The following is a 26581-nucleotide window of genomic DNA, read 5'->3' as shown; positions in this document are numbered from 1 at the left end:
CGCTCAGGCCAGCTTGTCCTTGAGCGAGTAGTAGAGGCCCATGGCAGGCAGGAACCATGGCGGGCCGAAGTGGCCGGGAATGGCGGGCCAGCCGCGGTCCTGCCAGGGGTTGGCGGCGGCGTTGCCCTCCATCACGGCGGCCATGCGTTCGCCCATGTGGACCGACATCTGCGTGCCGTGGCCGCTGTAGCCCATCGCGTAGTAGAGGCCGTCGCGCTCGCCGGCGTGGGGGAGGCGGTCCTGCGTCATGTCGACCAGTCCGCCCCAGCAATAGTCGAGCCGCACGGCGCCGAGCTGCGGAAAGGTTTCAGCGAGCCCGGCGCGCAGGATCTCGCCGCTCGCGGCATCGGCCTGCGGGCTGGAGACCGAGAAGCGTGCGCGGCCGCCGAACACCAGCCGGTGGTCGGCCGTGAGCCGGAAGTAATGGTGGATGTTGGCCACCGTCGTGTAGGTGCGCCGCGCCGCGAGCAGCGCCTGCGCGCGCTCGGCGCCGAGCGGCTCTGTCACCACGATGAAGCTGCCGATCGGCACGATGCGCCGGCGCAGCCAGCCGAAGCTGCCGTAGCCGCCGTGGCGCGTGGCACCGGTGGCCAGCAGCACCTGCTGCGCCGTGACGATGCCGCCGGCGGTGTGCAGCCGGTGCGCGTGGCCCTGGCCCAGGCGCTCGATGCGATTCACGGCCGTGCCGGTGTGGATCTGCGCGCCGTGGCGCTCTGCGGCCTCGGCCAGGCCGTGGGCGAAGCGGCCCATGTGCATCTGGCCGCTGCGCCTGTAGAGCAGGCCGCCGTGGAAGCGCTCGCTCTGCACCTCGCTGCGCACCTGGGCCGCATCCAGGATTTCGACGTCGGTGTCCACGCCGTCGCCGACCAGGCGCTCGGCGCTGCGTTCGAGCGCGGCCATCTGGTTGGCGCGCGTGGCGAGCTTGAGCTTGCCGTGGCGCATGAAGTCGCAGTCGATCGCCTCGTCGCGCACCAGCCGCGCCACGGTGTCGACCGCGTCGTCGTAGGCGCGGTACCAGGCGCGGGCCTTGTCGATGCCGACCTTGGCGGCCACATCGGCATAGTCCACCGCGAGCCCGTTGTTCACGTGCCCGCCGTTGCGCCCCGACGCTTCGGCCGCCACGCGGCTGCCGGCCTCCAGCACCGCGACGCGGGCACCGCGCCTGGCCAGCGCCAGCGCCGCCGACAGGCCGGTGAAGCCGCCGCCGACGATCGCTACGTCGACCTGCGCCGGCAGTGCATGCACTGCGGGAACGAAGGCCGGCGCGGAATCGGTCCAGTAGGAGTCGAGCTTCATGGCGAGGGGCCTGTGCTGGATGAAAAAAAGATCAGAGACCGACGACGCCTGGCAGGCCGCCGATGTCCTGGATCTCGGTGTAGCGGTAGGCCGGGTTGCCCGGGCCATGGCCGCGGTTCACGAACACCTTGTTGACGATGCCGATGTCGTCGGCCGACATCAGGTCGTAGCGCAGGCTGGACGACACGTGCAGCACGTCTTCCGGGTTGCAGCCGAGCGAGTCGAGCATGTATTCGAAGGCCTGCAGCCGCGGCTTGTAGGCCTGGGCCTGCTGCGCGGTGTAGACGCGGTGGAAGGGCGCGCCGAGCATGGCCACGTTCTTCTGGATCTGGTCGTCCGAGGCGTTGGAGAGGATGACCAGCGGGATTTCCTTGGCCACCTTGGCCAGGCCCGCGGCCACGTCGTCATGCGGGCCCCAGGTGGGCACGGCGTCGTAGTAGGCCTGGCCGTCGCTGTCGAAGTACTGGATCTTCCATTTCTTGCACAGGCGCCGCACCGCGTTCTTCAGCACCACCTCGTAGGGCTGCCAGGCGCCCAGCACTTCGTCGAAGCGGTAGGCGGTGAAATCGGTGACGAACTGCGCCATCTGCTCGGGCCGGATGCGGTCGGCGAAGAGGTCGGTGGTCAGCTCCTTCATGCGGAACCGGGTGAGGGTGCCGTAGCAGTCGAAGGTCACGTACTTGGGGCGGAAGGTCATGGTCTCGAATCCTCTGTGAAGGGTGGCAAATGCGACAAACTCATTACGAAGCGATTGCAGCACGCCATTGCTCGGTGCATGTAGGGAAAAACGGCGCCTGGCGAAACGAAGCTGCGGTTTGCGGGGGCGCCGACGGCATGCCGTGCGGCGTGCCCTGCGTGCGTGCAGCCATGCACCTTGGTGCGCCGCGGCAAGGCCGAAGAGCACGCTTTTGAAGCGCAGCCTGGCGTCGGCCAACTGGCGTTCCAGGTCCTTGCCGACGGGTGTTTCGCGGATCGAAGGCTTGCATGGCGGGAGTCGTGGAAAGTGGCGGTCGATCCTAGGCAGGTTGGCACAGCATTTGTGTGCGTATGCGGCCGCGCCGCCGCAGCGAATTGCGAAACCGGGGTGTGCTGCAACCGAAGCTTGCAAGTTGCGAAAGAGGCCTTTTTCGCGCTGGTGCGGCGCCGCAATGTCGTCCAAGATGGATGCGCCATTCCGCCGCAACAGAGAGTTTTCCCTATGCCTGAACCCACTTCGAACGCACCCGCCATGGATGGCGTGGTGCTCAGGCCGATGACGGCCGCCGACCTTCCACAGGCGCATGCGCTCTCGGCCGAACTGCGCTGGCCGCACCGTCCCGCGGACTGGGAGCAGGTGTTCCCGCATGCCGATGGCATTGCAGTGGAGCGCGACGGCGAGATCATTGCGACCGGCCTGCGCTGGCGCTGGGGCCAGCGCCACGCCACCATCGGCCTGGTGATCGTCACGCCCGCCTGCCAGGGCCGCCGCATCGGCCATCGCCTGATGAGCGCGCTGCTCGATGGGCTCGAAGACCGCACGGTGCTTTTGCACGCCACCGCGGAAGGGCGCGGACTTTATGAGCGGCTCGGCTTTGTGCGCGCCGGTGAGGTGCGCCAGCACCAGGGCATTGCGCAGCCCGCGCCGCTGGTTGCGCTGCAGCCCGGCTGGCGCCTGCGGCCCGCGGGCCTCAACGAGCTGCCGGCGCTGCAGGCGCTCGACGCGGCCGCGCGAGGCATGCCGCGCGATGCGCTGGTCGCCGAGCTGCTGCAAAGCGCCGATGCCTGCGTGGTGCTCGACCACGACAACGAGCCGAAAGGTTTTGCCATGCTGCGGCGCTTCGGCCGCGGCCATGCGATCGGCCCGGTGGTCGCGCCCGATGCCGAGGGTGCGAAGGCGCTGATCGCGCACCTTGCAGGCTTGAACGCCGGCCACTTCACGCGCATCGACATCGACTTCGACAGCGGCCTGGCCGAATGGCTCGAGAGCATCGGCCTGCTGCGCGTGGATGCGCCGACGACGATGGTGCGGGGGGAGCCGCTTGCTGTCGCGTCGCAGGGGCCGTCGCTGTTTGCTCTCGTTACTCAGGCTGTTGGATAGTTTTTTCGGGGCGCGCTCCCGCCGACGGGGTACCTTGCTCCGCGAATGTCCCCCGCCTTCGGCTCCTCCTTGATTTCGCTGCGCAAGGCACCCCATCGGCGGGAGCGTGTTCAGAGCACTGGTTGATCAGCGGTGCACAACGAGCGTGCCCCAGTGCACAGGGCATCGGGTGCTCCCCGCAGCGAAATCAAGGAGGAGCCCGAAGGGCGGGGGACATTCGCGGAGGGGAGTACCCGGTGGCCTGTGCACCCGCCCTGAGCAGAAGAACCTGAACACAACAAGCACACCCAATACACCTCCCCATGAAGACCACCTTCCTCTACAAGTCCGACCCCGTACGCGGCCGCCAATGGGCCGAGGTGTTCGGGCAGCGCCGGCCCGACATCGACTTCCGCATCTGGCCCGACATCGGCGATCCGGCGCAGGTGCGCTTTCTCGCAGCCTGGGTGCCGCCGGAAGACATTGCCGAACGCTTTCCGAATCTGCAGGTGCTGTTCTCTTCGGGCGCAGGTGTGGACCAGTTCGACTTCGCGGCGCTGCCCGCTGCATTGCCGGTGGTGCGCATGGTCGAACCCGGCATCGTGCAGGGCATGGTCGAGTATGTGACGCATGCCGTGCTCGGGCTGCATCGCGACATGCCGCAGTACCGCCGCCAGCAGCAGGAAGGCCGGTGGCAGCCGCTGCCCGTGCGGCCCGCGGGCGAACGGCGCGTGGGTGTTCTGGGGCTCGGCTCGCTCGGCCAGGCCGTGCTCGCGCAGCTGGTCTCGTTGGGCTTCGACTGCGCAGGCTGGAGCCGCTCGCGGCATGCCGTCGATGGCGTGCAATGCCACGCGGGCGCCGACGAACTGCCTGCCTTTCTGGCGCGCACCGATATCCTCGTGTGCCTGCTGCCGCTCACCGATTCGACGCGCGGCTTTCTCGATGCGAAGCTGTTCTCGATGCTGCCCATGGGCGCCGGCCTCGTGCACGTGGGCCGCGGGCCGCACCTGGTCGAACATGACTTCCTCGAAGCGCTCGCCAGCGGCCAGATCGGCGATGCGGTGCTCGACGTGACCGACCCCGAGCCGCTGCCGCCCGGGCATGCCTTCTGGCGCCATCCGCGCATCCAGCTCACGCCGCACATCGCGAGCATGACGCAGCCGCTGAGTGCCGCCGAAGCCGTGCTCGAGAACCTGCACCGCTTCGAGGCCGGCGAGCCGATGGTCGGCCTCGTGGACCGCGCCAGGGGCTACTGACGAGAAGCAAGAGAAATGGCCCGCCGCATGATGTGCCGTGGCGAGGCGCATTACCGCAGCCTGCTTCGCGCAGCACCCCCAAAGCAGCACCACGCCATGCGGCACGCGGCCTAAGCTCGAGGCATCGAAAGCTTCCTTCGCTCTCGCTTCACTCGACACCGCCATGACGCACCCCACCGCATTGCCTCGCCACGCCACGCTCGACGCCATCGACCGTGCCCACCTCATCCACCCCGTCTCGCCCTGGCGCACGCACGAGCAGCGCGGCCCTACCGTGCTGGCCTCGGCCCGCGGCGCATGGCTGACCGATGCCAACGGGCATGAACTGCTCGACGCCTTCGCGGGCCTGTGGTGCGTGAACGTGGGCTACGGCCAGGAGAGCGTGGTGCAGGCCGCGGCCGAGCAGATGCGGCGCCTGCCGTACGCCACCGGCTACTTCCACTTCAGCAGCGAGCCGGCCATCCGCCTCGCGGAAAAGCTGGTGCAGATCGCGCCCCCATCGCTGACGCGTGTGTACCTCACGCTCGGCGGCTCGGAGGCGGTCGATGCCGCCGTGCGCTTCATCGTGCAGTACTACAACGCCATCGGCAAGCCGTCGAAAAAACAGTTCATCGCATTGGAGCGCGGCTATCACGGCTCCTCGTCCACCGGCGCGGGCCTCACGGCCTTGCCCGTTTTCCATCGCGGCTTCGACCTGCCGCTGCCCACGCAGCACTACATCCCGTCGCCCAACCCGTACCGCCACGCGAATGGTGCCGATCCACAGGCGCTGATCGCCGCGTCGGTGGCCTCGCTGCGCGCCAAGGTGGCCGAACTCGGCGCGGACAACGTCGCCGCCTTCTTCTGCGAGCCGATCCAGGGCTCGGGCGGCGTCATCGTGCCGCCCAAGGGCTGGTTGAAAGCCATGCGCGATGCCGCGCGCGAGCTCGACATCCTGTTCGTCGTCGACGAGGTCATCACCGGCTTCGGCCGCACCGGCCCCATGTTCGCCTGCGAGGCCGAAGGCGTGGAGCCCGACCTGATGACCATGGCCAAGGGCCTGACCTCGGGCTACGTACCGATGGGGGCGACCATGATGTCCGAGAAGGTCTATGCCGGCATTGCCGACGGCGCGCCGGCGGGCGTGCCGGTCGGCCATGGCGCCACCTATTCGGCGCACCCGGTGAGCGCCGCGGTCGCGCTCGAGGTGCTGCGGCTGTACGAAGAGGGCGGGGTGCTCGCCAACGGCCAGCGCGGCGCGGCGCACTTCGCGGCCGGCCTCGATGCGCTGCGCGCGCATCCGCTGGTGGGCGATGCGCGCCACCGCGGCCTGCTCGGTGCGCTGGAGCTGGTGAGCGACAAGCAAGGCAAGCGCGGCTTCGATCCGGCGCTGGGCCTCGCGGACCGCATCTTTGCCGCGGGCTACCGCAACGGCCTGGTGTTCCGCTCCTTCGGCGACCACATCCTGGGCTTTGCGCCGGCGCTCACCTTCACCGAGGACGAGTTCGCCCAGATGTTCGCGCGCCTGAAGAAAACGCTCGACGAGGTGCTGGACGCCGCCGACGTGCGCGCCGCGCTGGCGGCCTGAGCGGGAAAGCACTGCCCCGCGGCTGCGCCGGCAAAGCAGAATCGGATCCTCCTTCGTTTTTCAGGACCGCCATGTCTGAAGCTTTCAAGATCGACCGACTCGACCTGCGCATCCTGGCCCAGCTGCAGCAGAACGGGCGCATGACCAACGTCGACCTCGCGGATGCGGTCGGCCTGTCGCCCAGCCCCTGCCTGATCCGCGTCAAGCGCCTGGAGCAGGCCGGCTACATCGCCGGCTACGGCGCGCACCTGCGGCTCGAGAAGCTCGGCGACACGCTCACCGTGTTCACCGAGGTCACGCTGCAGGACCACCACCGCGAGGACTTCGTGCGCTTCGAGGCCGCGATCCGCGAGGTGGACGAGGTGCTCGAATGCCATCTGGTGAGCGGCGGCTACGACTACCTGCTGCGCTTTTTGACGCGCGGCGTCAATCACTACCAGGAAGTGATCGAGGAACTGCTCGAGCGCAACATCGGCATCTCCAAGTACTTCAGCTACATCGTCATCAAGTCGCCGTTCATCAAGACGCATTGCCCGATCGAACGGCTGTTTCCGCATCCGCGCTGACTGGCGAATGGCTGCGAGGCCGGATCAGCAGTACTCGCCGCCTTTCAGCAGGCGCCGAGGCGCCTGGCCGGTCACGGAACGGAACTCGCGGATAAAGTGCGACTGGTCGGCATAGCCAGCCTGGACAGACAGCTGTGTGAGGCTGGATGCCTCGTCGTACAGCGACAACGCATGGCGCATGCGGATGATGGAGGCGAGTTGCTTTGGTGTCGCTCCGACAGTACGGCGGAATCGTTTTGCCAGCCAGTCGACGCTGACGCCCAGATCCGACGCAAGCGCTGCGATGCGGATCGTTCCGACGCTCTTCTCGATGGCTCGCAGGGCCTCGCTCACCAACGTGTCGGCGGGCCGCCTTCGTCGGGCGAGAAGAAAGCGCTCCAGGCAATTCACGCGCTGCAGATCGTCCCCGGCCGCGGTCATGGCCGAGCAAAGACCTGCCAGGTCGGCATCCGCCACCAGGGAGGCAAGATCGATCGTGGTGCCGAACAGGCCTTCTGCGGGCAGGTCGAAGAACTGCGCAGCGCCCGCAGGACGGAAAGCAGCAAGCACGATGCCACCGCCGGCCGAGGTGTGCATCGAACGTGCGGTGTCGCGCAGTCCCGTCAGCGTGGTCTGGGGCAGGCGGCGTGTCTTCGGCCCATCCAGTTGCTCGGCATAGCCGCCGTAACGAATGCCAAGCAGGATGCTTGGCTCCGGCATGAGCAGGCGAGTGGCGGCCTCGGCGGTTTCGACGATCACGAAATTCCGCACCTGGTCTGCGAGGGCGAGGGTGGTTGGCAGCAAGCGCATGCGCATTGGCCGATGGTAACGGGGCGCCTTCTTTTGTGTGACTCACTGATTTTGTTCAATTGCCGAGCCCGCGTGCTGTCTAGCATGGAGCCCCATCCATTCAGGAGAAACCATGCAAGACGATGTGAAGGCCCGAAACAGCCAACTGATCCGGGCACTCTATGAAGACTGGTTGTCGCACGGGCGCTTCGAGGAGCTGCAGGACTCGATCGCGGATGACTACGTGGGGCCCAACGGCGAAAGAGGCGCCGCAGGCTTTGCGACGACCATGAACGGCTTGCGCAGCGCCTTTCCGGACATCCGCTTCCAGGTCGAGGACCTGATCGCCGAGCCGGACAAGGTCGCAGTGCGCTGGCGCTGGCAGGCCATTCACGCAGGCGAGTTCCGCGGCCTGGAAGCGTCGCACCGCCGAGTGGAGAACACAGGCATTGCCATCTACCACTTGCGCCACGGCAAGATCGTGCGCTCCTGGCTGGAAACCGACCGGCTGGGTGCGCTGCAGCAGATTGGCGCACTTCCTGCCGGCGTGGGTGCTTCGCCTCCGCGCAGCAACTAGGGCCTGCTGCCGTGTCCTTCACGCTGATCGCAGCCGGCCGGCTTGACGCCGGGTATTCGCGATCAGGGCCGCGCCGGCAAAGCAAAGGACCGCAAGCAGCACCAGCGCAGAACTGGCCCCTTGGGTAAAGGCCGCCACATCCAGGTTCGAAAGCCCCGGGCCGCCATTTCCCAGAATCATGCGTTGCGAGCCGGAAGGAAGCTGCGCCATCGCCACGCTCAGCGTCAGCGCGGTGCCGATCATGATGCCGGTGTTCTGCAGCGTCGAGCGGACGCCGTTGGCGATGCCCCGGCGCCGGGGCGCCACGCTCTGGAGGATCGATGTGTTGTTCGGTGTCACGAAGCTCCCGATGCCCACGCCGAGCAGCCAGAGGCACAGCGACAGCTGCACGGTGCCGATCGCCGGCTGCAGCAGCGCGGCCAGCAGCGCCAGGGCGCATCCTGCGAGCAGCATGCCGGCCACGCAGATGGATTCGGGCCTGAAGCGCCGCGTCAGGGCGCCTGCCAGCGGCGCAGCCATCAGCATGCCGAACGCCACCGGTGCAATGCGCAGGCCCGCCTGCGATGGCTGCAGGCCCGCGCAGGCCTGCAGGTACAAGGCCACCAGCAACAGGGGCGCCGCCTGCGTCATCGACAGCAGCAGGATGCCCGCGTAGGCGGTCCGGCGCCCCGGGTCGCTGAACAGCGAGGGGTCGACCAGCGGGCTGGCCACGCGCATCTGAACGCCGGAGAAGAGCGCGATGGCGCACAGCCCCGCGAGCATGGAGGCCCACACCGGCGTGCTGGCCCAGCCGCGGGTGCCGGCCATCGAGAGCGCATAGGTCACGCATCCGATGCCGACGAGGGACAGCGCCGCGCCTGCCAGATCGAAGCGTTCGGCGCCGGCGGCCGCACTGCGGGGCAGCACCTTCCAGGACCACGCCAGCACGCCCAGCCCGATCGGCACGTTGAGCATGAAGAGAACGCGCCATCCCCACCACGACACGACGAAGCCGCCCGCCAGCGGGCCCACGACCTGGGCCAGCGCCGCGACCATCGCGAGCACGCCCAGCGCCAGCCCCATCCTGCGGCGGCCGAAGGCATCGCCCACCAAGGCGCTGGCATTGGCCATGACGCCGGCCGCGCCGACGGCCTGGGCGATGCGGCTCGCGAGCATCAGTTCGGCGGTGGATGCGAGGGCGCATGCCGCGCAGGCGGCCACGAAGAGCCACAGCCCCGCGAGGAAGAGCCGGCGCCGTCCCCAGAGATCGGCCAGGCGTCCGAAGCTCAGGATGCAGACGGTGCTGACCAGCATGTAGGACAGCAGGATCCAGCTCGCCTGCGCCGGCGAGGCATGCAGGCTGCGCGCCACGGCCGGCAGCGCGACGTTGAGCGCGCTGAGATTGAGAAAGCACAGCAGCGCGCCCGAACTCGCGGCAACGAGCACCGCCCAATCGGCCCTGCCGGCGTCGTGGTCCTCGTCGGCCACCGTCGGTCGATTCAGTCTTCGCTCCTGAACCCCGAGGCCTTCACGATGGGGCGCCAGTACGCGCGGTCCTCGTTCATGATCCGCGTCACTTCCGCGCCAGGGAGCCCCGTCGGCTCCAGGCCCATGCGATCGACCTGCGCGCGCACCTGCGGATTGCGCATGGCGGCGAGCAGGGCCGCCTCCAGCCTGGTGGCCACGTCCTTCGGCGTTCCTGCCGGCACGAAGGCGGCATAGGCGGCGTTGGCGCGGTCGAAGGCGTCGTAGCCCGACTCCTTGATCGTCGGAACGTCGGGCAGCCAGCTCAGCCGCCGGGTACCCGCAACGCCCAGGATCCGCAGCTTGCCCGCGCGGTGGAGTTCGAGCTGGCTGGCGAGCGCGTCGGCTGCGAGCGGTACGTGGCCGCCGACGATGTCGGTCGCGAGCGGCGCGCCGCCCTTGTAGGTGACCGGCGCGAGCGGCACGCCGATGGCCTTGGACAGCTGCAGCACGCTGAAGTGCAGTCCGCCGCCGAGGTTGGTCAGCCCCACGCTGGCGCCGGCGGGGTTCTTCTTGATCCATGCGACGTATTCGGGAACCGTCTTGAACGGCTGGTCTGCGCCGGCGGAAAGGACGCTGGGCACGATCGCCAGGTGCGCGACCGGGATGAAGTCCTTGTCGACGTCGTAGTTCAGCCGTGCATAGGTCATCGGAAAGAGAACGAAGGGCGGCGTCGAGCCCAGCAGGATGGTGCGGCCGTCGGGCCGCGCGGCCTTGACGGCCTCGATGGAAATGCGCGTCGACGCGCCGGGCCGGTTCTCCACCAGCACGGGTTCCTTGAGCGTGGTGCGCAAGTCCTCGGCCAGCGAACGCGCCAGGCTGTCGAGCGCGCCACCGGGCGGAAAGCCGATGACCAGCCGGATGGGCGCGTCGGCATGCGCGGCGGCGCCGACCAGGGAGATCGACGCAGCGAGAAGAAGTGTCTTGAGGAACGAGGCCATGGTGGGTACCTGCTGGGTTGAGAACGAAACGAAAGGGGCGGACTCAGAAAGCGAGGGTCGGCAGCGCGTTCGCCGGCCGGTGCGCGGCTTCGAAGAACGACGCGGCCTGCAGCAGCTGCAGGTCCCCGCGGAACCGGCCGACAAGCTGCATGCCGATGGGCAGGCCGTCGCGGCCCGCACCGCACGGCAGGCTGATGGCGGGGTGGCCCGTGAGGTTGAAGGGCATCGTCCATGGAAACCAGTTCGCCCTGACCTCGGCATACGTCTCGCCATCGATCTCGATGCTGCCGAACAGGTCCTGGTCGATCGGCAGCGCCGTGCGCGAGAGCGTCGGCGTGAAGATGAAGTCGTGGGTCTCCAGCTGGGCCTGGACCTTGCGAAAAAGCGCGGTCCTGGCAAACATGGCTTGCTGGAAGGCGACCCCGTCGACGTGCTCTGCGAGCGCGAGCTGCTGCAGCAGGGACGGGCTCAGCTGGTCGGCATGCGCCGCGGCCAGCGGCGCGAAGCGGCCGCGCCAGCTGGTGTGGTTGATCACCCGCCACACCGGCTCGACGTCATAGCCGTCGCCGGGCATCTCTTCGAGCTGCGCGCCCATCGAACGCAAGGTGGCCAGCGCGGCTTCGAAGGCGGCGGCGACGTCGGCGGAGATCGGGCGTCCCGCCGGTGCTGCGCAGTAAAGAATTCGCTTGCCGCGCAGATCGCCGCCGGGCTGCAGCGCGTCGAAGTAAGGCTGCGCCGGCACACCCAACGACCAGGGGTCGGACCCATGGGCGCCGGTCATGGCCTGCAGCATGAGCGCGGTGTCGGCCACGTTGCGCGTGGTGGGCGTCACATAGGTGTAGTTGCCGAAGGCATCCTGCACCTGGCTGTGGGGCACCACGCCCAGGCTCTGCTTCAGGCCGACCACGCCGTTGCAGGCGGCGGGAATGCGCGTCGAGCCGCCGCCGTCGGTGGCAATGGCCAGCGGCGCGATGCCGGCCGCAATCGATGCGGCCGCCCCGCCGCTCGAGCCGCCGCTCGTGCGCGTCGCATCCCATGCGTTGCGGGTGCTTCCGAACAGGGGCGCGTCGGTCAGGCACTTGGCGCCGAACTCGGAGGTGGTCGTCTTGCCGATGAGGATGGCGCCGGCCTGGCGCATGCGCGCCACGGCCACGGCGTCCTGCGTGGGGACGTGGTCGCGATGCAGCAGGGAACCGTAGGTCGTCCTGACGTTCGCGGTGTCGACGATGTCCTTCACCGTGAAGGGCAGGCCGTGCAGCAGGCCCAGCGGCTCGCCCCTCATCACGGCGCTTTCCGCCTCGCGGGCCTGCGCCATCGCCTGCTCGTGGCACAGCGTGATGAAGCAGTTCAGCTGCGGCTGGACGGCGTCGGCGCGGCGCAGGACTTCCTGGGTGATCTCCACCGGCGAGAGCTTTCGCTGCGCAACCAGCGTGCGCAGCGCCACGGCGGACAGCTCGCAGATTTCAGACTTCGGAAGACGCGGAAACTTTTTCATGCGCAAATGATTGATGCGCGGCAACATCGAGTCCAATACTGTTTTCTTGAAAAGGCATACGACCAGCGTATGGCAGCACCGGACTTCAGAACGCTCCGCTACTTCGTGGCCGTGGCCGAGGAACGCAGCGTGGGCAAGGCGGCACGCCGGCTCAACATGGCCCAGCCGCCGCTGTCGGTCCACATCAAGAACCTGGAGGCGGCGGTGGGCACGCCGCTGTTCCGCAGGGCGGCGCGCGGCATGGAGATCACCGATGCCGGCCATGCGCTCTTCCAGCGTGCCAAGGAGGCGCTGCTGCTTGCCAACGAAGGCTTCGATGCGGCACGGGCGATCGGCTCGGGCAGCAGGGGCCGGCTCACCGTCGGCACCATGGTCGTGCTGTCCTACCTGGTGCTTCCTCGCCTGGAAAACACGCTTCGGGCGAAGCTGCCGGACGTGGAGATCCAGTATGTGGAGCTGAACGCTGCCAACAACGTCTCGGCCCTCACTGATTCGGAGGTGTCGGTGGCGATCTGCATCCCGCCCATCGCCCACGCGGGCATTGCGGCCGAACGCATCGGAACCCAGCCGCTGATGCTCGCCGTGCGCGCGGATTCGCCGCTGGCCCGCATGTCCAGCATTCCGATGGAACGGCTGTCGGGCATGCCCCTCATCGGGCTGCCCGTGCCCGATGGCGACGTCGACAAATCGCTCATTGCCTCGATGCTTCGGCGGCACGATGTCAGCATGCCGATCGCGCAGCGGGTCGAGACCATGGTGTCGGCGTTGGCGCTCGTCCTTGCAGGCAGGGGCGTGGCCATCCTGCCCGCCTGCGCCCGGATCGGCCGGCCTCCGGGCGTGGTGTTCCGCCCCTTGCGGAACGTCGATGCAAGGATGGACATCGCTGCCTGCTGGCGCAGCGATTGGCAGAGTCCGCTCATCGAACCCTTCCTGGCCTGCGCGCGCGCCTCGCTGCGGCAAGCTGCGTAGCGAAGCGGAGTGCCGGGAAGCCGGGGCGGCAGCTGCATGCCTCGCTTCCGGCTCGCGCCGGCCTGGCTGCTAGATGTGAAACGCAGCCAGCACTCCCACCACAAGCCCCCCGGCCGCCACGCCGAACATCGCGCGCTCCAGCCATTTCTTCTTCGTCAGCAAGGCAATGGCGGCCAGCGCGATCGACACCTGCAGCACGGTCGTCGCCTGGGCCCAGCGATGGTGCTGGTGCATTTGCTCTTCCGACTGGGCGTCCCATTGGCTCGCCTCGGCTTCCAGCTTCTTCGCGGCGGCCTGGATGTCGGTCTTCTCCTGGTCGTAGCGCGTGACCTTGAGCTGCCAGTCCTGCCTGCGGGCGTCGTCGGCCGCGGTGTCGCGCGCGAATTCGGCGAGCGCCTGCTTGGTGCTTTTCGACTGGAAGTAATTCCACTGGTTCGACGCCTCGGTCTTCTTGATCGCGGCGTTGTTCTTGTAGAGGCCGGCGTTGGCCTGCGTGGCCCCGCCCATGTACGAGAAGATCGCGCCGACGGTGGCGATCACGGCGGTACACACAGCGATCTTGCTCGTCATGCTCATGCCACCGGAAGGCGAGGCTGCCCCGCCTTCCGCATGGCCATGGCTGTCGCCATGGCCGCTGCCGGATGCCGCGTGTTCAAGTTCGTGGTCGTGCGGGCCGTGCACGTGAAAGCCGTGTCCTGACATGGGATCCTTGCTGATATAGGGTTTCTCGGAGCGCGTGCGAGTATGCCTTGCCAGCAGACGAAAGCATTCATTCGCTGCGCGCGGAGACCCAAATGGTCAGCGGCCCGCCTCGACCGCATCCGCCAGTTCGGCCAGCGTGTGGAAGTGGTAGTCGGGCTCGGTGCGTTTCGACTCGATGGTGCCTCCGGAGCCCTTCTGCGCATGGCGGCGCTCGATCCAGCAGGTGGTGATGCCCAGCTGCTTCGAGATGCCGATGTCGTGGTATTGGCTTTGCGCCACGTGCAGGTTGTCGGCCTGCCTGAAGCCCCAGGCGCCCTCGAAGCGGCCGCGTGCGTAGGCGAAGTAGCGTGCGTCGGGCTTCTCGCACAGCGCATCGTCGCAGCTGAGCAGCATGTCGAAGGGCGAGCCCAGCGTCTTGTCGAAGTGGGCCAGCGCCCATTGCTGGGCATTGGTCATCGTCACCAGCTTGAAGCGCTTGCGCAGCCGCTGCAGTGCCTCCACCGAATCCGGGAAGGCCGGCCATTGCGCCACCGAATCGCGCAGGCCGCGGGCCAGCGCATCGCTGTCGGGCAGGCCCAGCGCGGGGGCGATGGCGTGCCAGCAGCGCTCCAGGTCATCGGGGTACCAGCCGGCGTGGCCGTCGGCGCGGGCCTGGCGGTAGGCGCCCAGGAATTCGTCGTCGCTCACGCGCGCATCGGGCACGGCCGAGCGCAGGTAGGCGAGCATGCCGCCCTCGAAGTCGATCAACGTGCCGACCACGTCGAAGGTGAGGACCTTGAAATCTTGCAGGGACATACGAGAGAAGCTCCAGTGGGAGGGGCAGGAAATCGCCGCAGCGGCAACGGGCGAGGGGGCTGCCGGGCGTCTGTACGTCACGAGCATAGGAGCTTCGGCGGGGCGGGACAGGCCGAACTCGGCGTGCGATCCAGCACAGGATGTCGCAGTCTTGCCGAAGACGGCATCTTCTTTGGCACGGCCGCGTGTGCGGAGCGGAAGCCGGGTGCTGGACGCTGCTCAGTGCTGCAGGATCTTCGAGAGGAACTGCTGCGCGCGGTCGGAGCGCGCAGCCGCGTTGCCAAAGAACTCCTCCTTCGGGCAATCTTCGACGATGCTGCCGCGGTCCATGAAGATCACCCGGCTGGCCACCTTGCGCGCAAAGCCCATCTCGTGGGTCACGCACATCATGGTCATGCCTTCGCACGCCAGCTGAACCATCACGTCCAGCACCTCGTTGACCATCTCCGGGTCGAGCGCGGAGGTGGGCTCGTCGAACAGCATGGCGATCGGGTCCATCGCCAGTGCGCGTGCGATGGCCACGCGCTGTTGCTGGCCGCCCGAGAGCTGCGACGGAAACTTGTGCGAATGGGCCTTCATGCCGACGCGCTCGAGCAGCGCCATGGAGCGGGTGCGCGCCTCGCTCGACGAGCGCTTGAGCACCTTGACCTGCGCGATCGAGAGGTTCTGCTCGATCGAGAGATGAGGAAACAGCTCGAAGTGCTGGAACACCATGCCCACGCGCGAGCGCAGCCGGTTGAGGTCGATCTTCGGATCGCCCACTGAAGCCCCGTCGACCGTGATGCTGCCCTGCTGGAAGGGCTCCAGCGCGTTCACGCATTTGATCAAGGTGGACTTGCCGGAACCCGAGGGCCCGCAGACCACGACAACCTCGCCTTTGCGGATGCGCGTCGTGCAATCGGTCAGCACCTGGAACGTGCCGTACCACTTGCTCACCTGGTTGATGTCGATCATCGGGTTTCCTTTGGCAGGACCATGAGGTGCAACAGCGTGTTCGCAACGACGAGGGTCGCCTTGCGCAGCTCGTCGAGGGGAACCCGTTCGTCGGCGCGGTGGCCGTTGGCTTCGAGCAGCGACTCGGGGCCCGCGCCGTACATCACGGTCGGGATGCCAGCTTCGCTGTAGAGGCGCGCGTCGGTGTACAGCGGCACGCCGATGGGGGTCACCGGCTTGCCCATGACCGCGCTCGCCTCGCGGCACATCAGTGCTGCGAACTCCGCGGCACCGGGCGCGGATGCAAAAGGACGGGCCAGCAGGATCTGCCGGATCTCGACGGCGATGCCCGGCAGCGTGGCACAGGCGTCCTCGATGACCTGCCGAAGTTCGGCCTCGACCGCTTCGGGCGTCTCTTCCGGCACGATGCGCCGGTCGATGCGCAGGCTCAGCGTGTCGGCCACCACGTTGGTGTTGATGCCGCCCTGGATCAGCCCGACCACCATCGTCGGATGCGTGATGCCGGGGGTTTGCGAGGGCCGTGCGGCCAACTGGTCACGGTAGCGGTAGAGCGCGGGCAGCAATGTCGCAGCAGCCTCGATCGCGTCGGCCCCGGTGTCGGGCCGCGCCGCATGCGCGGACTTGCCGCGCAGGATCACCTCCAGGTGCAGGCAGCCGTTGTGCGCCACGACCACGTGGTGCGAGAAAGCGGCGGAGATCACGTAGTCGGGGCGGCTCAGGCCCTGCGAAAGAATCCAGCCGGGTCCGGTCATGCCGCCGGTCTCTTCGTCATAGGTCAGGTGCAACTCGACCGTGCCGGCCAGCGGTGTGCCGCTGGCGCGCAGTTGCTTCAGCGCACGCAGCGCGAAGGCGTAGGTGGTGAAGTCCGACTTGGAAACCGCCGCGCCGCGCCCGTACAGCCATCCGCCGCGCACCTCGCCGCTGTAGGGCGAGCCGGTCCAGCCCGAGCCCGGCGGCACCACGTCGCCGTGCGCGTTCAGGGCAATCACCGGCCCGTCGCCGAAACGCTCGCGCACGATGAGGTTGGTCACGCTGCGCATGCCGTGCTGCTGTGCGAACGCGGGCGGCACGGCATGGCGTTCGACCACCAGGTCCATGCCCTCGAGCAGGCGGGCCGCCACTTCGGCATGCGGCGCGCAATCACCGGGTGGGTTGTCGGACGGGCATTGCACCAGCTGCGCCAGGGTCTGGACCTGTTCCTGGAAGTGGCTGTCGATGAATTCGCGCAGCACGTCGCGCGCTGGGGCTTGGGAGTGGTCAGTCATGGAGTTCTGTCAAAGAAACCGGTCGATCCGGAAAGGCGTGATGTCGATGTCCGTGCGCCCGTGCACGATCAGGTCGGTGACCAGGCGCGCGGCGATGGGCGCCAGGGTGTAGCCGTTGGAGGTGACGGCGTTGTAGAAGCCGGGCACGCCGGGCACGTCGCCCAGGATCGGCGCGCCGTCGATGTTGACGTTCATGCCGGCCCAGCAGCGCATCATGTGCAGGCCGCACACGGCCGGCAGCACCTGCCGCGCAACCCACAGCCCGCCCTCGATGCTGGCGCGTTCGGCGCGGTTCAGCCGCATGCCTTCATGGAAGGCCGCGGTCCAGCCGCCGCCGATGATCAGCCCGCCGGTGGCCGCCTGCTTGAGGCTCAGGTGCCGGTCGGCATGCGCCACCAGGTGGTTGACCAGCGGCGGCGCGGGCTCGGTCACGATCATCTGCAGCGGTGCGCCCTTGACGGGAATCTGCACGCCGAGCATGTCGCCCACCGTGCTGGACCATGCGCCGCTGGCGTTCACCAGGCGGCCCGCCTGGATGACGCCGCGCGAGGTATGGACCACGAAGCCGCCGCCGTCGCCCGGACGGCGTTCGATCCGGCGTACATCGCAGCCTCGCAGGAAGCGCGCGCCCTGCTGCTGCGCGAGAGAAGCCACGGCATAGGTCGCGCGCAGCGGGTTGATCTTGCCCTCCATGGGACAGAGTTCGGCCCCCAGCAGCTGCGGCGACAGCGCGGGCGACAGGCGGCGCAGCGTGGCCGCGTCGATCACCTGCGCCTCGATGCCGTGGCTGCGCTCCAGCGCGGCCTTGGCCTCGATGAAGCGCAGGCCGGCCTCGGTGTCGGCCACCATCAGTCCGCCGGTGATCTTGATTTCCAGGTCTTCGCCGCTCTCGGCCTCGATCTCCTGCCACAGCCGCACCGACATCGGGCCCAGCGGCAGCGTGGCCGCGGCCGGACCGCCGCCTTGCTGCGCCTTGGCGCCGAAATCGAAGGACAGCAGCTGCACGTGCAGGCTGCCCGCATTGGCGCCCGAGGCCTGGAGGTTGATGTCGTCGCGGTCGACCACCGTCACGTCCTGGCCCGCCTTCGACAGATAGTGGCCGAGGCAGGAGCCGAGCACGCCGGCGCCGATGACCAGCACGTCGGTGCGCAGGGTTCCGAAGGGCGCGTGTTCGACCGGGCGCGCGAGGTTCGGCGTGATGGCCGGCTTGTGGCCGCCCCATTCGGGCTTCTCGAAGCCCAGGGCGCCGGCCGGCACGGGTTTGGCCGGCGGACGCGGCGCGAAGTACTGCTCGACCTCCAGCGGCCGCCCCGTCATCTCGCTCACCAGCTTGGCGGCCGTGACCGCGCAGTAGCGCCCCTGGCAGCGGCCCATGCCCAACCGCGTGTTGCGCTTGAGCGCTGCCAGCGTGTCGCGGCCCGCGCGGATCTGTTCGCGCACGGAGCCGAAGCTGATTTCTTCGCAGCGGCACAGCAGCGTGTCGTCGCCGACGGCGGCCAGTGCCACGGGCGGCGCCTTGTACAGCGACCAGAGGGCCTGCTGGAAGCACTCGGCCCGCTGGAGCTGGGCCGCCGTCCGGTCGGGAGCGGCCATTGGCTTTGCCGGCAGTCCGAGCTTGCGCGCCGCGGACCTCCCGGCCAGCGTGCCGCGTGCCAGCGCGACGCGCGAACCGCCGAGGTCCGCACCGTCGCCGACCACGAAGACATCTTCCAGGCTGGTGGCACCGTCGCCGGCGGTCACGGTCGCGAGATAGCCGAGGTGCCGCTCGACCACGCGATGCTCGCAGCCCAGCATGCGTGCGAGCTCGGTCGAAGGGATGAAGCCGTAGCCCAGGCACAGCGTGTCGGCCTCGAAGCGCCGCATCGGCGCTGCCGTGGGCTGGCCCTGCGCGTCCAGTTCAACCACATGCACCGCCTGCAATTCGCCGTCGCCTTCGGCCGCTGCCACCGCGTGGCGCCACAGCACAGGCACCTTGTGCGCGCGCAGCTGCCGCAGGTAGCCCCAGCCCTGGCGCACCAGGTCGGGCGCGGTGCGGGCAGTGGTCAGCAGGTGGCGCCAGTCGCGCACCGAGGGACGTGCCGCCGATTCGAGCACTGCGACCACGTGCGCACCGCCGGCCAGCAGTTCCGCGGCAAGTTGCAGGTTGAGCGGACCGTTGCCCGCGACCACCACGCGCCGGCCCGGCGCGACGCGGTAAGCCCGCGCCAGCGTTTGCGCGGCGCCGGTGGTCATCACGCCGGGCAGCGTCCAGCCCGGAATGGGAACGGGCCGCTCGTAGGCGCCCGGGGCGATCACGAGTTGCCTGCATCGGATGTGGGTGGCGCGCCCGGCGATCAGCGCGCTGACTTCATGCGCCGAGAACGCAGCCCAGACCTGCGCGCCCTGCGCGATGGCCACGCCGGCCGCGCGCACGTCGCGCTCGAGCGCGAGGCCCTTTGCGAACTGGCGATCGACGGGGCGGGGCGCATGGTGCGAGGGGGCCAGCGGCTTGTAGAACTGGCCGCCGGACTGCAGCCGCTCGTCCAGCACCAGCACGCTGGCGCCGGCTTGCCGCGCGGCCAGCGCCGCCGACAGGCCGGCCGGCCCGGCGCCCACCACCAGCACGTCGACGTCCTGCGCGGCGGGCTCCGCATCGGCGGGTGGCGCGAGCGGCTGCAGGGGGTCGGCCGGCGTGCCCGCCGGCATGGCCGAGCGAATCTGCTGGCCGTCCGCCACCTTGGCCAGGCAGGCGCGCTGGCTGGCCACGCCGTCGATGGTCACCAGGCAGTCGAAGCACGCCCCCATGCCGCAATAAAGGCCCCGGCGCCCGCCACCGCGCGTGTGCCGCATCTGGCGGATGTGGCTGGCCGCCAGTGCCGCTGCCACGGTCTCGCCCTCGAGGCCGTCGATGGCCTGGCCGTCGTACCAGAAGCGGATCGTCCGGCCACTGGCGGCAATGGAGCTGTGGGTCAGTCGGGCGCTCATGAGCAGGTGCGATGAAAAACTGCTTGGATATACTGAATGTATACGTATACTAATCGTACACGATCATTCAGTCATCCGATTTTTCACCAAGGACCGACCCATGGCAGCGTTTCGAGGCACCTATACGGTGCTGATCACCCCGATGACCGCCGACGGAAAGCACGTGGACGTGCCCGCGCTCAAGAAGCTGGTCGACTGGCAGATCGAAGAGGGCATCCACGGGCTGATTCCGCTGGGCAGCACCGGGGAGTTCCTCTCGTTGACGCCCGAAGAGCGGCAGCTGGTGATCGAGACCTGTGTGCAGACGACCGCAAAACGCGTGCCTGTTCTGATCGGCACCGGCGCAGAGTGGACCGACGAGTGCGTGCGGCTGAGCCGCGAGGCCGAGGGCATGGGCGCCGACGGCGTGATGATCATTCCGCCGTTCTACAGCTCGCCCACCGACGACGAGCTGTTCGAGCACTACCGCAAGGTGGGCGAGGCGATCAACCTGCCGATCATGGTCTACAACAACCCGGCCACGGCCAATGTGGACCTCAAGCCCGCGCTGGTGGCGCGCCTCTCGCGCATCGAAAACTGCAGGTACATCAAGGAGTCGACGCTCGAGGTCACGCGGGTGCGCGACATCATCGAACTCTGCGGCGACCGCATGACGGTGTTCGCGGGCATCCTCGGCTACGAGTCGTTCTGGCTCGGCGCCCAGGGCTGGGTGGCGGTGTGCTCCAACCTGATTCCGAAGATGTCGGCCCGCCTGTTCGAGCTGGTGGCCGACGAGCACGACATGCCCGCCGCGCTGGCGCTCTACAAGCAGATGCTGCCGATCGTGCGCTGGGTCGGCGGCCACCGCTACGTGGCTGCCTCGAAGGACGGCCTCTCGATGATGGGCCTGCCCGTGGGCAAGCCGCGCGCGCCGCGCCTGCCCCTGCCTGAAGCCGATGCCGCCGACCTGCGGCGCGCGCTCGGCCAGCTCGGCCTGCTGGACTCCATCGCGCCTTGAGCTCCCTTTTTGCCACCACGCCGCCTCGTCCAACCTCCACCAGGAAATCACCATGAAACTGCTCCCCGCTCTCGCTTCGGTCGCTGCTCTTTTCATTCTCGGGATCGGGGCCGCGAACGCCCAGGCCTGCAAGTCGCCCGTGCCTGATGCCGCGCTGGTGAAGAAGGGCACGCTGACGATGTCGATCAACCCGACCCTGCCGCCGATGCAGTTCGTCGACCAGACCGGTGCGCTCAAGGGCATGCGGGTCGAACTGGGCGAGGCCATTGCCAAGCGGCTGTGCCTCACGCCCGAGTACGTGCGCATCGAGTTCTCGGCCATGATCCCGGGCCTGCAGGCCGGCCGCTGGGACGTCATCAACACCGGCATCTTCTACACCGATGAGCGCGCCAAGCTCATGCAGATGCTGCCCTACGAAGACCAGGCCATCAGCATCAGCACCGCCAAGGGCAACCCGCTGAAGATCGGCAAGCCCGAGGACCTGTCGGGCAAGAGCATCGGCGTGGAGATCGGCGGCTTCGAGGAGCGCAAGGCGCGCGAGCTCGACAAGCAGCTGACCGACAAGGGCCTGAAGGGCATGACCATCCGCACCTTCGAGAACTTCGCGATGGCGTTCCAGGCGCTGCGCGCCGGCCAGGTCGAGGTGGCCCTGTCGATCGACTCCACCGGCGCCGAGTACCAGAAGCGCGGCGACTTCGACCGCGTGCTGCAAGGCCTGTTCCCGACGCCGGTCGCGCTGGCCGCCAAGAACAAGGAACTGTCCATTGCGGTGGCCAAGGTGCTCAACGACATGAAGGCCGACGGCTCCTTCAACAAGCTGCTCGACCAGTACGGCGTCAAGGCGACCGACGGCGCCGTGGTCGTCAAGGGACCGGCGAGCTGAGCGCCCTCGCTGCGCACCATTGACTTCGGCAACCAAGGAACTTCCATGGGACAAGGCTGGAACTGGTCGGGCTTCTTCGGCTATCTGTTCAACCCCTACATCCTGAGCGGTGCGTTCACCACCCTGTGGCTGACGCTGGCGGCCATTGCAGGCGGATTGGTCGTGGGATGCGCCCTGGCCCTGGCCAGGCTGTCGCGCCATGACTGGCTCGCCGCGCCGGCGCACTTCTACATCTGGGTGTTCCGCGGCACGCCGCTGCTGGTCCAGCTGATCATCATCTACACCGGGCTGCCGCAGCTGGGCCTCAAGCTGTCGGTGGTCGAGTCGGCGCTGCTCGGCCTGATCCTCAACGAGGCGGCCTACCTCGCCGAAGTGGTGCGCGGCGGCATCCAGTCGGTGCCGGCCGGCCAGACGAACGCGGCGCGCGCCGTCGGCTTCAGCAGCGCACAGAGCATGCGCTACATCGTGATGCCGCAGGCGATGCGACTGATCATCCCGACGCTGGGCAACAGCATCAACGGCCTGCTCAAGACCACGTCCATCACTTCGGTGATCTCGATGGAAGAGCTGCTGCGCCGCACCCAGGTGCTGATCCAGGAGAAGTTCATGGTGCTGGAGCTGTTCATCGTGGCCGCCATCTACTACCTGCTCATGACGACGGTGTGGGACGTCATCCAGCGCCGCATCGAGCGCCACTATGGCCGCGCCTACGGCAATGCGAGCGAGCCCGTGGCGGCAGCCACGGCCGACGTCGTGCTCGAGCAACGCTAGCCGGGAGTCCGTCATGCAGCCCTACGACCTGATCCTTCGCAACGCCGACATCGCTACCGTGGGCGACCGCTACCGCGCCGACATCGGCGTTCGCGACGGACGCATCAGCGCCATCGCCCGGCAGCTCGACGGCAGTGCCGCGCGCGAGATCGATGCGGCCGGCCGGCTCGTCACGCCCGGCGGTGTCGACGGCCATTGCCACTTCGACCAGCCCACCGGGGACGGCTCGCGCTTCTCCGATGACTTCTTCACCGGAACGCGCTCGGCGGCCTGCGGCGGCACCACCACCGTGCTGCCCTTCGCCGCGCAGCAAAAGGGCGGCAGCATCCAGGACGCGGTCGACGATTACCACCGCCGTGCCGACGACAAGGCGGTGATCGACTACGCCTTTCACCTGATCGTCGCCGACGCCACCAAGGACGTGACGCAGCGCGAGCTCCCCGCGTTGATCGAGAAGGGCTACACCTCGTTCAAGATCTACATGACCTACGAGGACCTGAAGCTGGACGATCGCCAGATCATCGAGGTGCTGGCGGTGGCGCGCCGGCAGGGCGCGATGACGATGATCCACGCGGAGAACAGCGACTGCATCGCCTGGCTCACCGAGCAGCTGCTGGACGCGGGCCTCACCGCGCCGCGCTACCACGCGAGCTCGCGGCCGATGGCCGTGGAGCGCGAAGCTACGCACCGCGCGATCGCGCTGGCAGAACTCATCGACACGCCGATCCTCATCGTGCATGTCTCGGGCCGGGAGGCCGTCGAGCAGATCCATTGGGCGCGTGGACGCGGACTGCCGATCTTTGCAGAAACCTGTCCGCAGTACCTGTTCCTGAGCGCGGAAGACCTGGGCATCGATCCCGACGATCCCATGCACGGTGCGCGCTGCATCTGCAGCCCGCCGCCGCGCGACAAGGCCAACCAGCAGTTCATCTGGAACGCCCTGGCGAGCGGCCTCTTCACAGTGTTCTCGTCCGACCATGCGCCGTTCAACATCGACGGCCCCGACGGCAAGCGCGTGGCCGGCGACGACGCTTCCTTCGATCGCATTCCGAACGGCATTCCCGGCGTCGAGACGCGCATGCCGCTGCTGATGAGCGAGGGCGTGCTGGCCGGGCGCATCGACATCCACCGCTTCGTCGAGCTCACCGCCACCAACCCGGCGCGCATGTACGGCCTGTATCCGAAGAAGGGAACGATCGCCGTGGGCGGCGATGCCGATTTCGTCGTCTGGGATGTCTTCGAGGCGGGAAGCGAGAAGGTCATCGCCAACGACATGCTCCATCACGCAGCCGACTACACGCCCTACGAAGGCATGCGGCTGCGGGCCTGGCCCGCAGTCACGGTCTCGCGCGGGCGGGTGGTGTGGCAGGACGGCGTCTTTTCGGCCGAACCCGGCTCGGGGCAGTTCCAGCCCTGCCTGCGGCCGCGCGCGCCGAACGCCGGCAGTCCGCTGGACAAATGGCTGTGAGACCATTCGTCCCCCGGCGGTCGGCCTGCTAAGCTTTTTCGACACCGCCTGTGGAAACCTTTTTTTGTCGTCGCATGCCCAGTCTTCCCAGTCCGGCCCAACCCGCCACCATCACCATCGCACCGCTCGAGGTGCGCTCTGCCAGCCTGGCCGAACAGGCCTATGCGCGCCTGCGCACCCTGATCCTGGATCGCCAGATCTCGGCCGGCAGTCCCCTGCAGGAAGGCCGGCTCGCGGAAGAACTCCGGATCTCGCGCACGCCGATGCGCGAGGCGCTGGTGCGCCTGGCCGGCGAAGGGCTGCTGGTGCGCCGCGATGCGCGTTCCTATGCGGTGCGCGCACTGGGCACCAAGGAATACTTCGACTGCATGCGAGCCCGCGAGATCATCGAGGGCGAAGCCATCGTGCTCGCCATCGACAAGATCAGCGACGCGCAGATCGATGCGCTCGAGGCCGACCTGAAGTCGTTGGACGCCGGTGAGCATGACGAGACCGAGCACTGGCATTTCGATGACCGGTTCCACCTGCTCATTGCGGCGGCCAGCGGCAACGTCGTGCTGCCGAGGCTGGTCGAGGAGCTGCGCGTGAACGCGCGTCTGTTCCGGCTGCACAGCCCGCTGCATCGCCAGCGCGAAAACCACGACGAGCACGGCGAGATCATCCATGCGCTGCGAGCGCGCGATCCGGCGCTGGCACGCAACGCCATGTGCGCGCATTTGCGCAGCCTTCAGGAGGACGTCAAGCGCGCGATCGTCGGTTGATGGCGCCGGTGCGGCCGATGTGCGGCCGCCCAGCTCACATCACCCCGAAGGTCTTGAACGCCTCGACCGTGCTCATGCCGTTCTTGATGGCTTTTCTCACGCTGCTTTCCGTGTCGGCCTTCTCCAGCGCGAGGCTGATCGCCTCTTTCTCCGCCTCGCGCGGAATGATCAGCACGCCGTCCTGGTCGCCGAAGACGATGTCGCCGGGGCGAACTCGAATTCCCCGGATCTCCACCGGCACGCGATAGTCGACGACCTTGCCTCGCGGGCCCTGGTCCTGGGCATAGCCGCCAAGCGAAAACACCGGGAGGCCGAGTTCGAGCACCTCCGCCGTATCGCGGGAATACCCGTCGAGAACCGCGCCGGCTGCTTTCAGATGCAGGGCGCGCGTGGTCATCAGGCCTCCCCACAGCGCGAACTCGGGGGCCGACCCCGTGGCCACGTAGACCTCGTTCGGCGCGAGATCGTCCAGCGCCTCGAAAAGCAGACCGAAAGCCTGCCGGCTCAGCGGCGACTTTCCCTCGGGTTCGGAGCGCGCAAAGCAGTGGGTCTCCAGCACGGGCATGGCGCGGCCCGCCACGACCATGGAGCGTTCGACCGGCTTGATGGCCGGGGGCAGGAACTGGTGCATGAAACCCAGGGTGTCGAGGATGTCGCCGACCACCGCAGGGAACAGGCGCGCGCGCATCAGGGCGAACAGTTCGTCATCGTCTTTCCACATTGCTTCTTGCCTCCTGAAGAAATGCGGATTGGACCCATGGCAGCACGCGTGCACAACCTGTCCACCTGTATGATAGGTAAGGAGACCGACGCATGACCGCACACCCCTTCGTCCTGGGCCGACTGGAGAGAACTTCCCTCGCAGAGCAGGCCGTTCAGAGCCTTCTGCAGCGCATACAGGACGCGAAGCTCGGCCCGGGAGCATCGCTGCCTTCGGAAGCGCGCCTGGGTGAGTTGCTCGGAGTGAGCCGAACCGTCGTGCGCGAGGCGCTGAGAACCCTGAAGGGCTTGGGTGTGATCGACATTTCGAACGGCAAGAGCCCGACGATTCGCCGCGAGCTGGACGCGACTGCGCTGGGCATCTACTTTTCGCGCGCCATGCAGGTCCTGGACAATTCCACGGAGGAATTGATGGACGTGCGGGCAAGCCTCGAGGGTCGCGCTGCAGCATTGGCAGCGCTTCGCCGCACGCCGGAGCAACTGGCCCGGATGTCTGACCTGGTGATCCGGATGCAAGCGCAGCTTCGCCGCCCCGCGGTGTACGCATCGCTCGATATGGAGCTGCACCTGGAAATCTCGCGGGCGAGCGGAAACCTGCTGCTGTTCCAGATCATCGGATCGATCCGGGCCTCGCTGGAAGCGCAGGCGCGCCAGGGCATGGAACGGCGCAAGACGCAAGCAAGCCTGCAACAGGTGCAGGATGCCCACGTCGAACTCGTCGAGCGGATCGGCAACCGGGACGCAGAGGGTGCGAGCCGATGCATGCTCTCGCACATGGAGAGTGCGCTGAGGGTGCTCCCGGTCCAGGGCAGACCGTCCGTCAGCCACCCGCGCGCTCGTCCGGAAGCTTCGCGATCACCTTGATCTCGAACTGGAAGCCATAGAGCCAGGTCACGCCGATGCCCGTCAGCGTCGGGTGCGGCGCCTCGCCCCAATATTCCCCAACCACCTTCCAGATGGTTTCGAACTTCGATTCAGGGTCGACGATGAAGACCGTCACGTCGACCACGTCGTCGAAGCTGCAGCCCGCGGCCGAGAGGATCGCGTTGAGGTTGTCGAACGCGAGCCGGACCTGCGCCTCCAGGTCGGGCTCCGGCGAGCCATCGGGCCGGCTGCCGACCTGCCCCGACACGAACAGAAAACCGTTGGAGCGGATGGCTGGCGAATACCGGTTGCGCTCATAGAGCGCCTGGCGGCCGGCGGGAAAAACAACGTTGCGTGCAGACATGGTTCGGCTTTCTTTCTTTCTTTCTTGGAAAGGGAGGTTGCGATCGATGGACTCTAGAAGCGCGCGGCCGCCAGATAAA

Annotated in this window: 25 protein-coding genes; 12 read left to right on the top strand and 13 right to left on the bottom strand. The window is 67.9% G+C overall.

Annotated features, from left to right (window positions below; all coding sequences use genetic code 11):
* Window positions 1-3: 3 nt before the first annotated feature.
* Window positions 4-1296 carry an NAD(P)/FAD-dependent oxidoreductase gene (locus AC1DSC_RS11630; protein ID WP_436288685.1) on the bottom strand — a complete coding sequence of 431 codons (1293 nt, stop codon included), beginning with the start codon at window positions 1294-1296 and terminating at the stop codon, window positions 4-6.
* 31 nt (window positions 1297-1327) lie between these two features.
* Window positions 1328-1993 (bottom strand): haloacid dehalogenase type II, encoded by a 666-nt coding sequence (locus tag AC1DSC_RS11625; protein WP_015865685.1) that lies wholly within the window; start codon window positions 1991-1993, stop codon window positions 1328-1330.
* A 501-nt stretch (window positions 1994-2494) separates the two neighbouring features.
* Between AC1DSC_RS11625 and AC1DSC_RS11620 the strand changes: the two genes are divergently transcribed.
* From AC1DSC_RS11620 to AC1DSC_RS11605, 4 genes are all read left to right on the top strand, one after another.
* Entirely contained in the window at window positions 2495-3373 is an 879-nt protein-coding gene (locus tag AC1DSC_RS11620) for a GNAT family N-acetyltransferase (RefSeq protein WP_027730866.1), read from the top strand.
* 302 nt (window positions 3374-3675) lie between these two features.
* Window positions 3676-4608, top strand: coding sequence for a 2-hydroxyacid dehydrogenase (locus AC1DSC_RS11615; RefSeq protein ID WP_436288686.1), 933 nt, complete (start codon window positions 3676-3678; stop codon window positions 4606-4608).
* Between the two features lie 163 nt (window positions 4609-4771).
* The gene (locus tag AC1DSC_RS11610; protein ID WP_418147894.1) at window positions 4772-6175 is read left to right on the top strand and encodes an aspartate aminotransferase family protein; all 1404 of its coding nucleotides are present in this window, start codon (window positions 4772-4774) and stop codon (window positions 6173-6175) included.
* A gap of 71 nt (window positions 6176-6246) precedes the next feature.
* On the top strand, window positions 6247-6741 hold the full coding sequence (locus tag AC1DSC_RS11605; RefSeq protein ID WP_015865681.1) for an Lrp/AsnC family transcriptional regulator: 495 nt from the start codon (window positions 6247-6249) through the stop codon (window positions 6739-6741).
* A gap of 24 nt (window positions 6742-6765) precedes the next feature.
* Here the strand turns inward: AC1DSC_RS11605 and AC1DSC_RS11600 are convergent, their stop codons facing one another.
* Window positions 6766-7536, bottom strand: a complete 771-nt coding sequence (locus AC1DSC_RS11600) for a helix-turn-helix transcriptional regulator (RefSeq protein WP_436045611.1) — start codon at window positions 7534-7536, stop codon at window positions 6766-6768.
* A gap of 106 nt (window positions 7537-7642) precedes the next feature.
* On the opposite strand from AC1DSC_RS11600, the gene AC1DSC_RS11595 reads away from it, so the two are divergent.
* Complete coding sequence (locus AC1DSC_RS11595) at window positions 7643-8086, top strand: ester cyclase (protein ID WP_278879136.1); 444 nt, start codon at window positions 7643-7645, stop codon at window positions 8084-8086.
* A gap of 18 nt (window positions 8087-8104) precedes the next feature.
* On the opposite strand, the gene AC1DSC_RS11590 is transcribed toward AC1DSC_RS11595, so the two are convergent.
* The 3 genes from AC1DSC_RS11590 to AC1DSC_RS11580 are packed head-to-tail and all read right to left on the bottom strand — an operon-like array spanning window position 8105 to window position 12025.
* Window positions 8105-9553 (bottom strand): MFS transporter, encoded by a 1449-nt coding sequence (locus AC1DSC_RS11590; RefSeq protein WP_436288687.1) that lies wholly within the window; start codon window positions 9551-9553, stop codon window positions 8105-8107.
* 11 nt (window positions 9554-9564) lie between these two features.
* Window positions 9565-10530, bottom strand: coding sequence for a tripartite tricarboxylate transporter substrate-binding protein (locus tag AC1DSC_RS11585; protein WP_015865677.1), 966 nt, complete (start codon window positions 10528-10530; stop codon window positions 9565-9567).
* Between the two features lie 43 nt (window positions 10531-10573).
* Complete coding sequence (locus tag AC1DSC_RS11580; protein WP_436288688.1) at window positions 10574-12025, bottom strand: amidase; 1452 nt, start codon at window positions 12023-12025, stop codon at window positions 10574-10576.
* 69 nt (window positions 12026-12094) lie between these two features.
* Between AC1DSC_RS11580 and AC1DSC_RS11575 the strand changes: the two genes are divergently transcribed.
* On the top strand, window positions 12095-12994 hold the full coding sequence (locus AC1DSC_RS11575) for a LysR family transcriptional regulator (protein WP_436288689.1): 900 nt from the start codon (window positions 12095-12097) through the stop codon (window positions 12992-12994).
* 69 nt (window positions 12995-13063) lie between these two features.
* Here AC1DSC_RS11575 and AC1DSC_RS11570 read toward each other — a convergent pair whose 3' ends face one another.
* The 5 genes from AC1DSC_RS11570 to AC1DSC_RS11550 all read right to left on the bottom strand — a co-directional run bounded on the left by AC1DSC_RS11570 (window position 13064) and on the right by AC1DSC_RS11550 (window position 19674).
* Window positions 13064-13696, bottom strand: a complete 633-nt coding sequence (locus AC1DSC_RS11570; RefSeq protein ID WP_436288690.1) for a DUF4337 domain-containing protein — start codon at window positions 13694-13696, stop codon at window positions 13064-13066.
* 96 nt (window positions 13697-13792) lie between these two features.
* On the bottom strand, window positions 13793-14491 hold the full coding sequence (locus AC1DSC_RS11565) for an HAD-IA family hydrolase (protein WP_436288691.1): 699 nt from the start codon (window positions 14489-14491) through the stop codon (window positions 13793-13795).
* 219 nt (window positions 14492-14710) lie between these two features.
* Window positions 14711-15445 (bottom strand): amino acid ABC transporter ATP-binding protein, encoded by a 735-nt coding sequence (locus tag AC1DSC_RS11560; RefSeq protein ID WP_278879141.1) that lies wholly within the window; start codon window positions 15443-15445, stop codon window positions 14711-14713.
* Complete coding sequence (locus AC1DSC_RS11555) at window positions 15442-16710, bottom strand: M20/M25/M40 family metallo-hydrolase (RefSeq protein WP_436288692.1); 1269 nt, start codon at window positions 16708-16710, stop codon at window positions 15442-15444. Before AC1DSC_RS11555 ends, AC1DSC_RS11560 begins: the two co-directional genes overlap by 4 nt.
* Before the next feature lie 9 nt (window positions 16711-16719).
* The gene (locus AC1DSC_RS11550; RefSeq protein WP_436288693.1) at window positions 16720-19674 is read right to left on the bottom strand and encodes an FAD-dependent oxidoreductase; all 2955 of its coding nucleotides are present in this window, start codon (window positions 19672-19674) and stop codon (window positions 16720-16722) included.
* Between the two features lie 100 nt (window positions 19675-19774).
* On the opposite strand from AC1DSC_RS11550, the gene AC1DSC_RS11545 reads away from it, so the two are divergent.
* From AC1DSC_RS11545 to AC1DSC_RS11525, 5 genes are all read left to right on the top strand, one after another.
* Complete coding sequence (locus AC1DSC_RS11545; RefSeq protein WP_436288694.1) at window positions 19775-20671, top strand: dihydrodipicolinate synthase family protein; 897 nt, start codon at window positions 19775-19777, stop codon at window positions 20669-20671.
* A 52-nt stretch (window positions 20672-20723) separates the two neighbouring features.
* Window positions 20724-21554, top strand: a complete 831-nt coding sequence (locus AC1DSC_RS11540; protein WP_278875321.1) for an ABC transporter substrate-binding protein — start codon at window positions 20724-20726, stop codon at window positions 21552-21554.
* 45 nt (window positions 21555-21599) lie between these two features.
* Window positions 21600-22325 (top strand): amino acid ABC transporter permease, encoded by a 726-nt coding sequence (locus tag AC1DSC_RS11535; RefSeq protein ID WP_015865655.1) that lies wholly within the window; start codon window positions 21600-21602, stop codon window positions 22323-22325.
* 13 nt (window positions 22326-22338) lie between these two features.
* Window positions 22339-23793 carry a dihydropyrimidinase gene (gene hydA / locus AC1DSC_RS11530; protein ID WP_436288695.1) on the top strand — a complete coding sequence of 485 codons (1455 nt, stop codon included), beginning with the start codon at window positions 22339-22341 and terminating at the stop codon, window positions 23791-23793.
* A 74-nt stretch (window positions 23794-23867) separates the two neighbouring features.
* Entirely contained in the window at window positions 23868-24554 is a 687-nt protein-coding gene (locus AC1DSC_RS11525; RefSeq protein ID WP_015865653.1) for a GntR family transcriptional regulator, read from the top strand.
* A gap of 34 nt (window positions 24555-24588) precedes the next feature.
* Here the strand turns inward: AC1DSC_RS11525 and AC1DSC_RS11520 are convergent, their stop codons facing one another.
* Window positions 24589-25275, bottom strand: a complete 687-nt coding sequence (locus AC1DSC_RS11520; protein ID WP_018905955.1) for an RraA family protein — start codon at window positions 25273-25275, stop codon at window positions 24589-24591.
* Between the two features lie 92 nt (window positions 25276-25367).
* Here AC1DSC_RS11520 and AC1DSC_RS11515 point away from each other — a divergent pair, with 92 nt between their 5' ends.
* On the top strand, window positions 25368-26138 hold the full coding sequence (locus AC1DSC_RS11515; RefSeq protein WP_436288696.1) for a FadR/GntR family transcriptional regulator: 771 nt from the start codon (window positions 25368-25370) through the stop codon (window positions 26136-26138).
* Here the strand turns inward: AC1DSC_RS11515 and AC1DSC_RS11510 are convergent.
* Window positions 26095-26502, bottom strand: coding sequence for a RidA family protein (locus AC1DSC_RS11510; protein ID WP_018905960.1), 408 nt, complete (start codon window positions 26500-26502; stop codon window positions 26095-26097). The two genes, AC1DSC_RS11515 and AC1DSC_RS11510, sit on opposite strands and share 44 nt — an antisense overlap.
* Window positions 26503-26581 lie beyond the last annotated feature (79 nt).

The sequence above is a fragment of the Variovorax sp. 01N425 genome (assembly GCF_056399465.1).
This window is presented reverse-complemented; position numbering and strand designations above follow the sequence as displayed.

Bases quoted from the DNA above. Each gene is read 5' to 3' on its own strand.
- AC1DSC_RS11630 (WP_436288685.1), bottom strand. From the start codon at position 1,296: ATGAAGCTCGACTCCTACTGGACCGATTCCGCGCCGGCCTTCGTTCCC.
- AC1DSC_RS11625 (WP_015865685.1), bottom strand. From the start codon at position 1,993: ATGACCTTCCGCCCCAAGTACGTGACCTTCGACTGCTACGGCACCCTC.
- AC1DSC_RS11620 (WP_027730866.1), top strand. From the start codon at position 2,495: ATGCCTGAACCCACTTCGAACGCACCCGCCATGGATGGCGTGGTGCTC.
- AC1DSC_RS11615 (WP_436288686.1), top strand. From the start codon at position 3,676: ATGAAGACCACCTTCCTCTACAAGTCCGACCCCGTACGCGGCCGCCAA.
- AC1DSC_RS11610 (WP_418147894.1), top strand. From the start codon at position 4,772: ATGACGCACCCCACCGCATTGCCTCGCCACGCCACGCTCGACGCCATC.
- AC1DSC_RS11605 (WP_015865681.1), top strand. From the start codon at position 6,247: ATGTCTGAAGCTTTCAAGATCGACCGACTCGACCTGCGCATCCTGGCC.
- AC1DSC_RS11600 (WP_436045611.1), bottom strand. From the start codon at position 7,536: ATGCGCATGCGCTTGCTGCCAACCACCCTCGCCCTCGCAGACCAGGTG.
- AC1DSC_RS11595 (WP_278879136.1), top strand. From the start codon at position 7,643: ATGCAAGACGATGTGAAGGCCCGAAACAGCCAACTGATCCGGGCACTC.
- AC1DSC_RS11585 (WP_015865677.1), bottom strand. From the start codon at position 10,530: ATGGCCTCGTTCCTCAAGACACTTCTTCTCGCTGCGTCGATCTCCCTG.
- AC1DSC_RS11580 (WP_436288688.1), bottom strand. From the start codon at position 12,025: ATGAAAAAGTTTCCGCGTCTTCCGAAGTCTGAAATCTGCGAGCTGTCC.
- AC1DSC_RS11575 (WP_436288689.1), top strand. From the start codon at position 12,095: ATGGCAGCACCGGACTTCAGAACGCTCCGCTACTTCGTGGCCGTGGCC.
- AC1DSC_RS11570 (WP_436288690.1), bottom strand. From the start codon at position 13,696: ATGTCAGGACACGGCTTTCACGTGCACGGCCCGCACGACCACGAACTT.
- AC1DSC_RS11565 (WP_436288691.1), bottom strand. From the start codon at position 14,491: ATGTCCCTGCAAGATTTCAAGGTCCTCACCTTCGACGTGGTCGGCACG.
- AC1DSC_RS11560 (WP_278879141.1), bottom strand. From the start codon at position 15,445: ATGATCGACATCAACCAGGTGAGCAAGTGGTACGGCACGTTCCAGGTG.
- AC1DSC_RS11555 (WP_436288692.1), bottom strand. From the start codon at position 16,710: ATGACTGACCACTCCCAAGCCCCAGCGCGCGACGTGCTGCGCGAATTC.
- AC1DSC_RS11550 (WP_436288693.1), bottom strand. From the start codon at position 19,674: ATGAGCGCCCGACTGACCCACAGCTCCATTGCCGCCAGTGGCCGGACG.
- AC1DSC_RS11545 (WP_436288694.1), top strand. From the start codon at position 19,775: ATGGCAGCGTTTCGAGGCACCTATACGGTGCTGATCACCCCGATGACC.
- AC1DSC_RS11540 (WP_278875321.1), top strand. From the start codon at position 20,724: ATGAAACTGCTCCCCGCTCTCGCTTCGGTCGCTGCTCTTTTCATTCTC.
- AC1DSC_RS11535 (WP_015865655.1), top strand. From the start codon at position 21,600: ATGGGACAAGGCTGGAACTGGTCGGGCTTCTTCGGCTATCTGTTCAAC.
- hydA (WP_436288695.1), top strand. From the start codon at position 22,339: ATGCAGCCCTACGACCTGATCCTTCGCAACGCCGACATCGCTACCGTG.
- AC1DSC_RS11525 (WP_015865653.1), top strand. From the start codon at position 23,868: ATGCCCAGTCTTCCCAGTCCGGCCCAACCCGCCACCATCACCATCGCA.
- AC1DSC_RS11520 (WP_018905955.1), bottom strand. From the start codon at position 25,275: ATGTGGAAAGACGATGACGAACTGTTCGCCCTGATGCGCGCGCGCCTG.
- AC1DSC_RS11515 (WP_436288696.1), top strand. From the start codon at position 25,368: ATGACCGCACACCCCTTCGTCCTGGGCCGACTGGAGAGAACTTCCCTC.
- AC1DSC_RS11510 (WP_018905960.1), bottom strand. From the start codon at position 26,502: ATGTCTGCACGCAACGTTGTTTTTCCCGCCGGCCGCCAGGCGCTCTAT.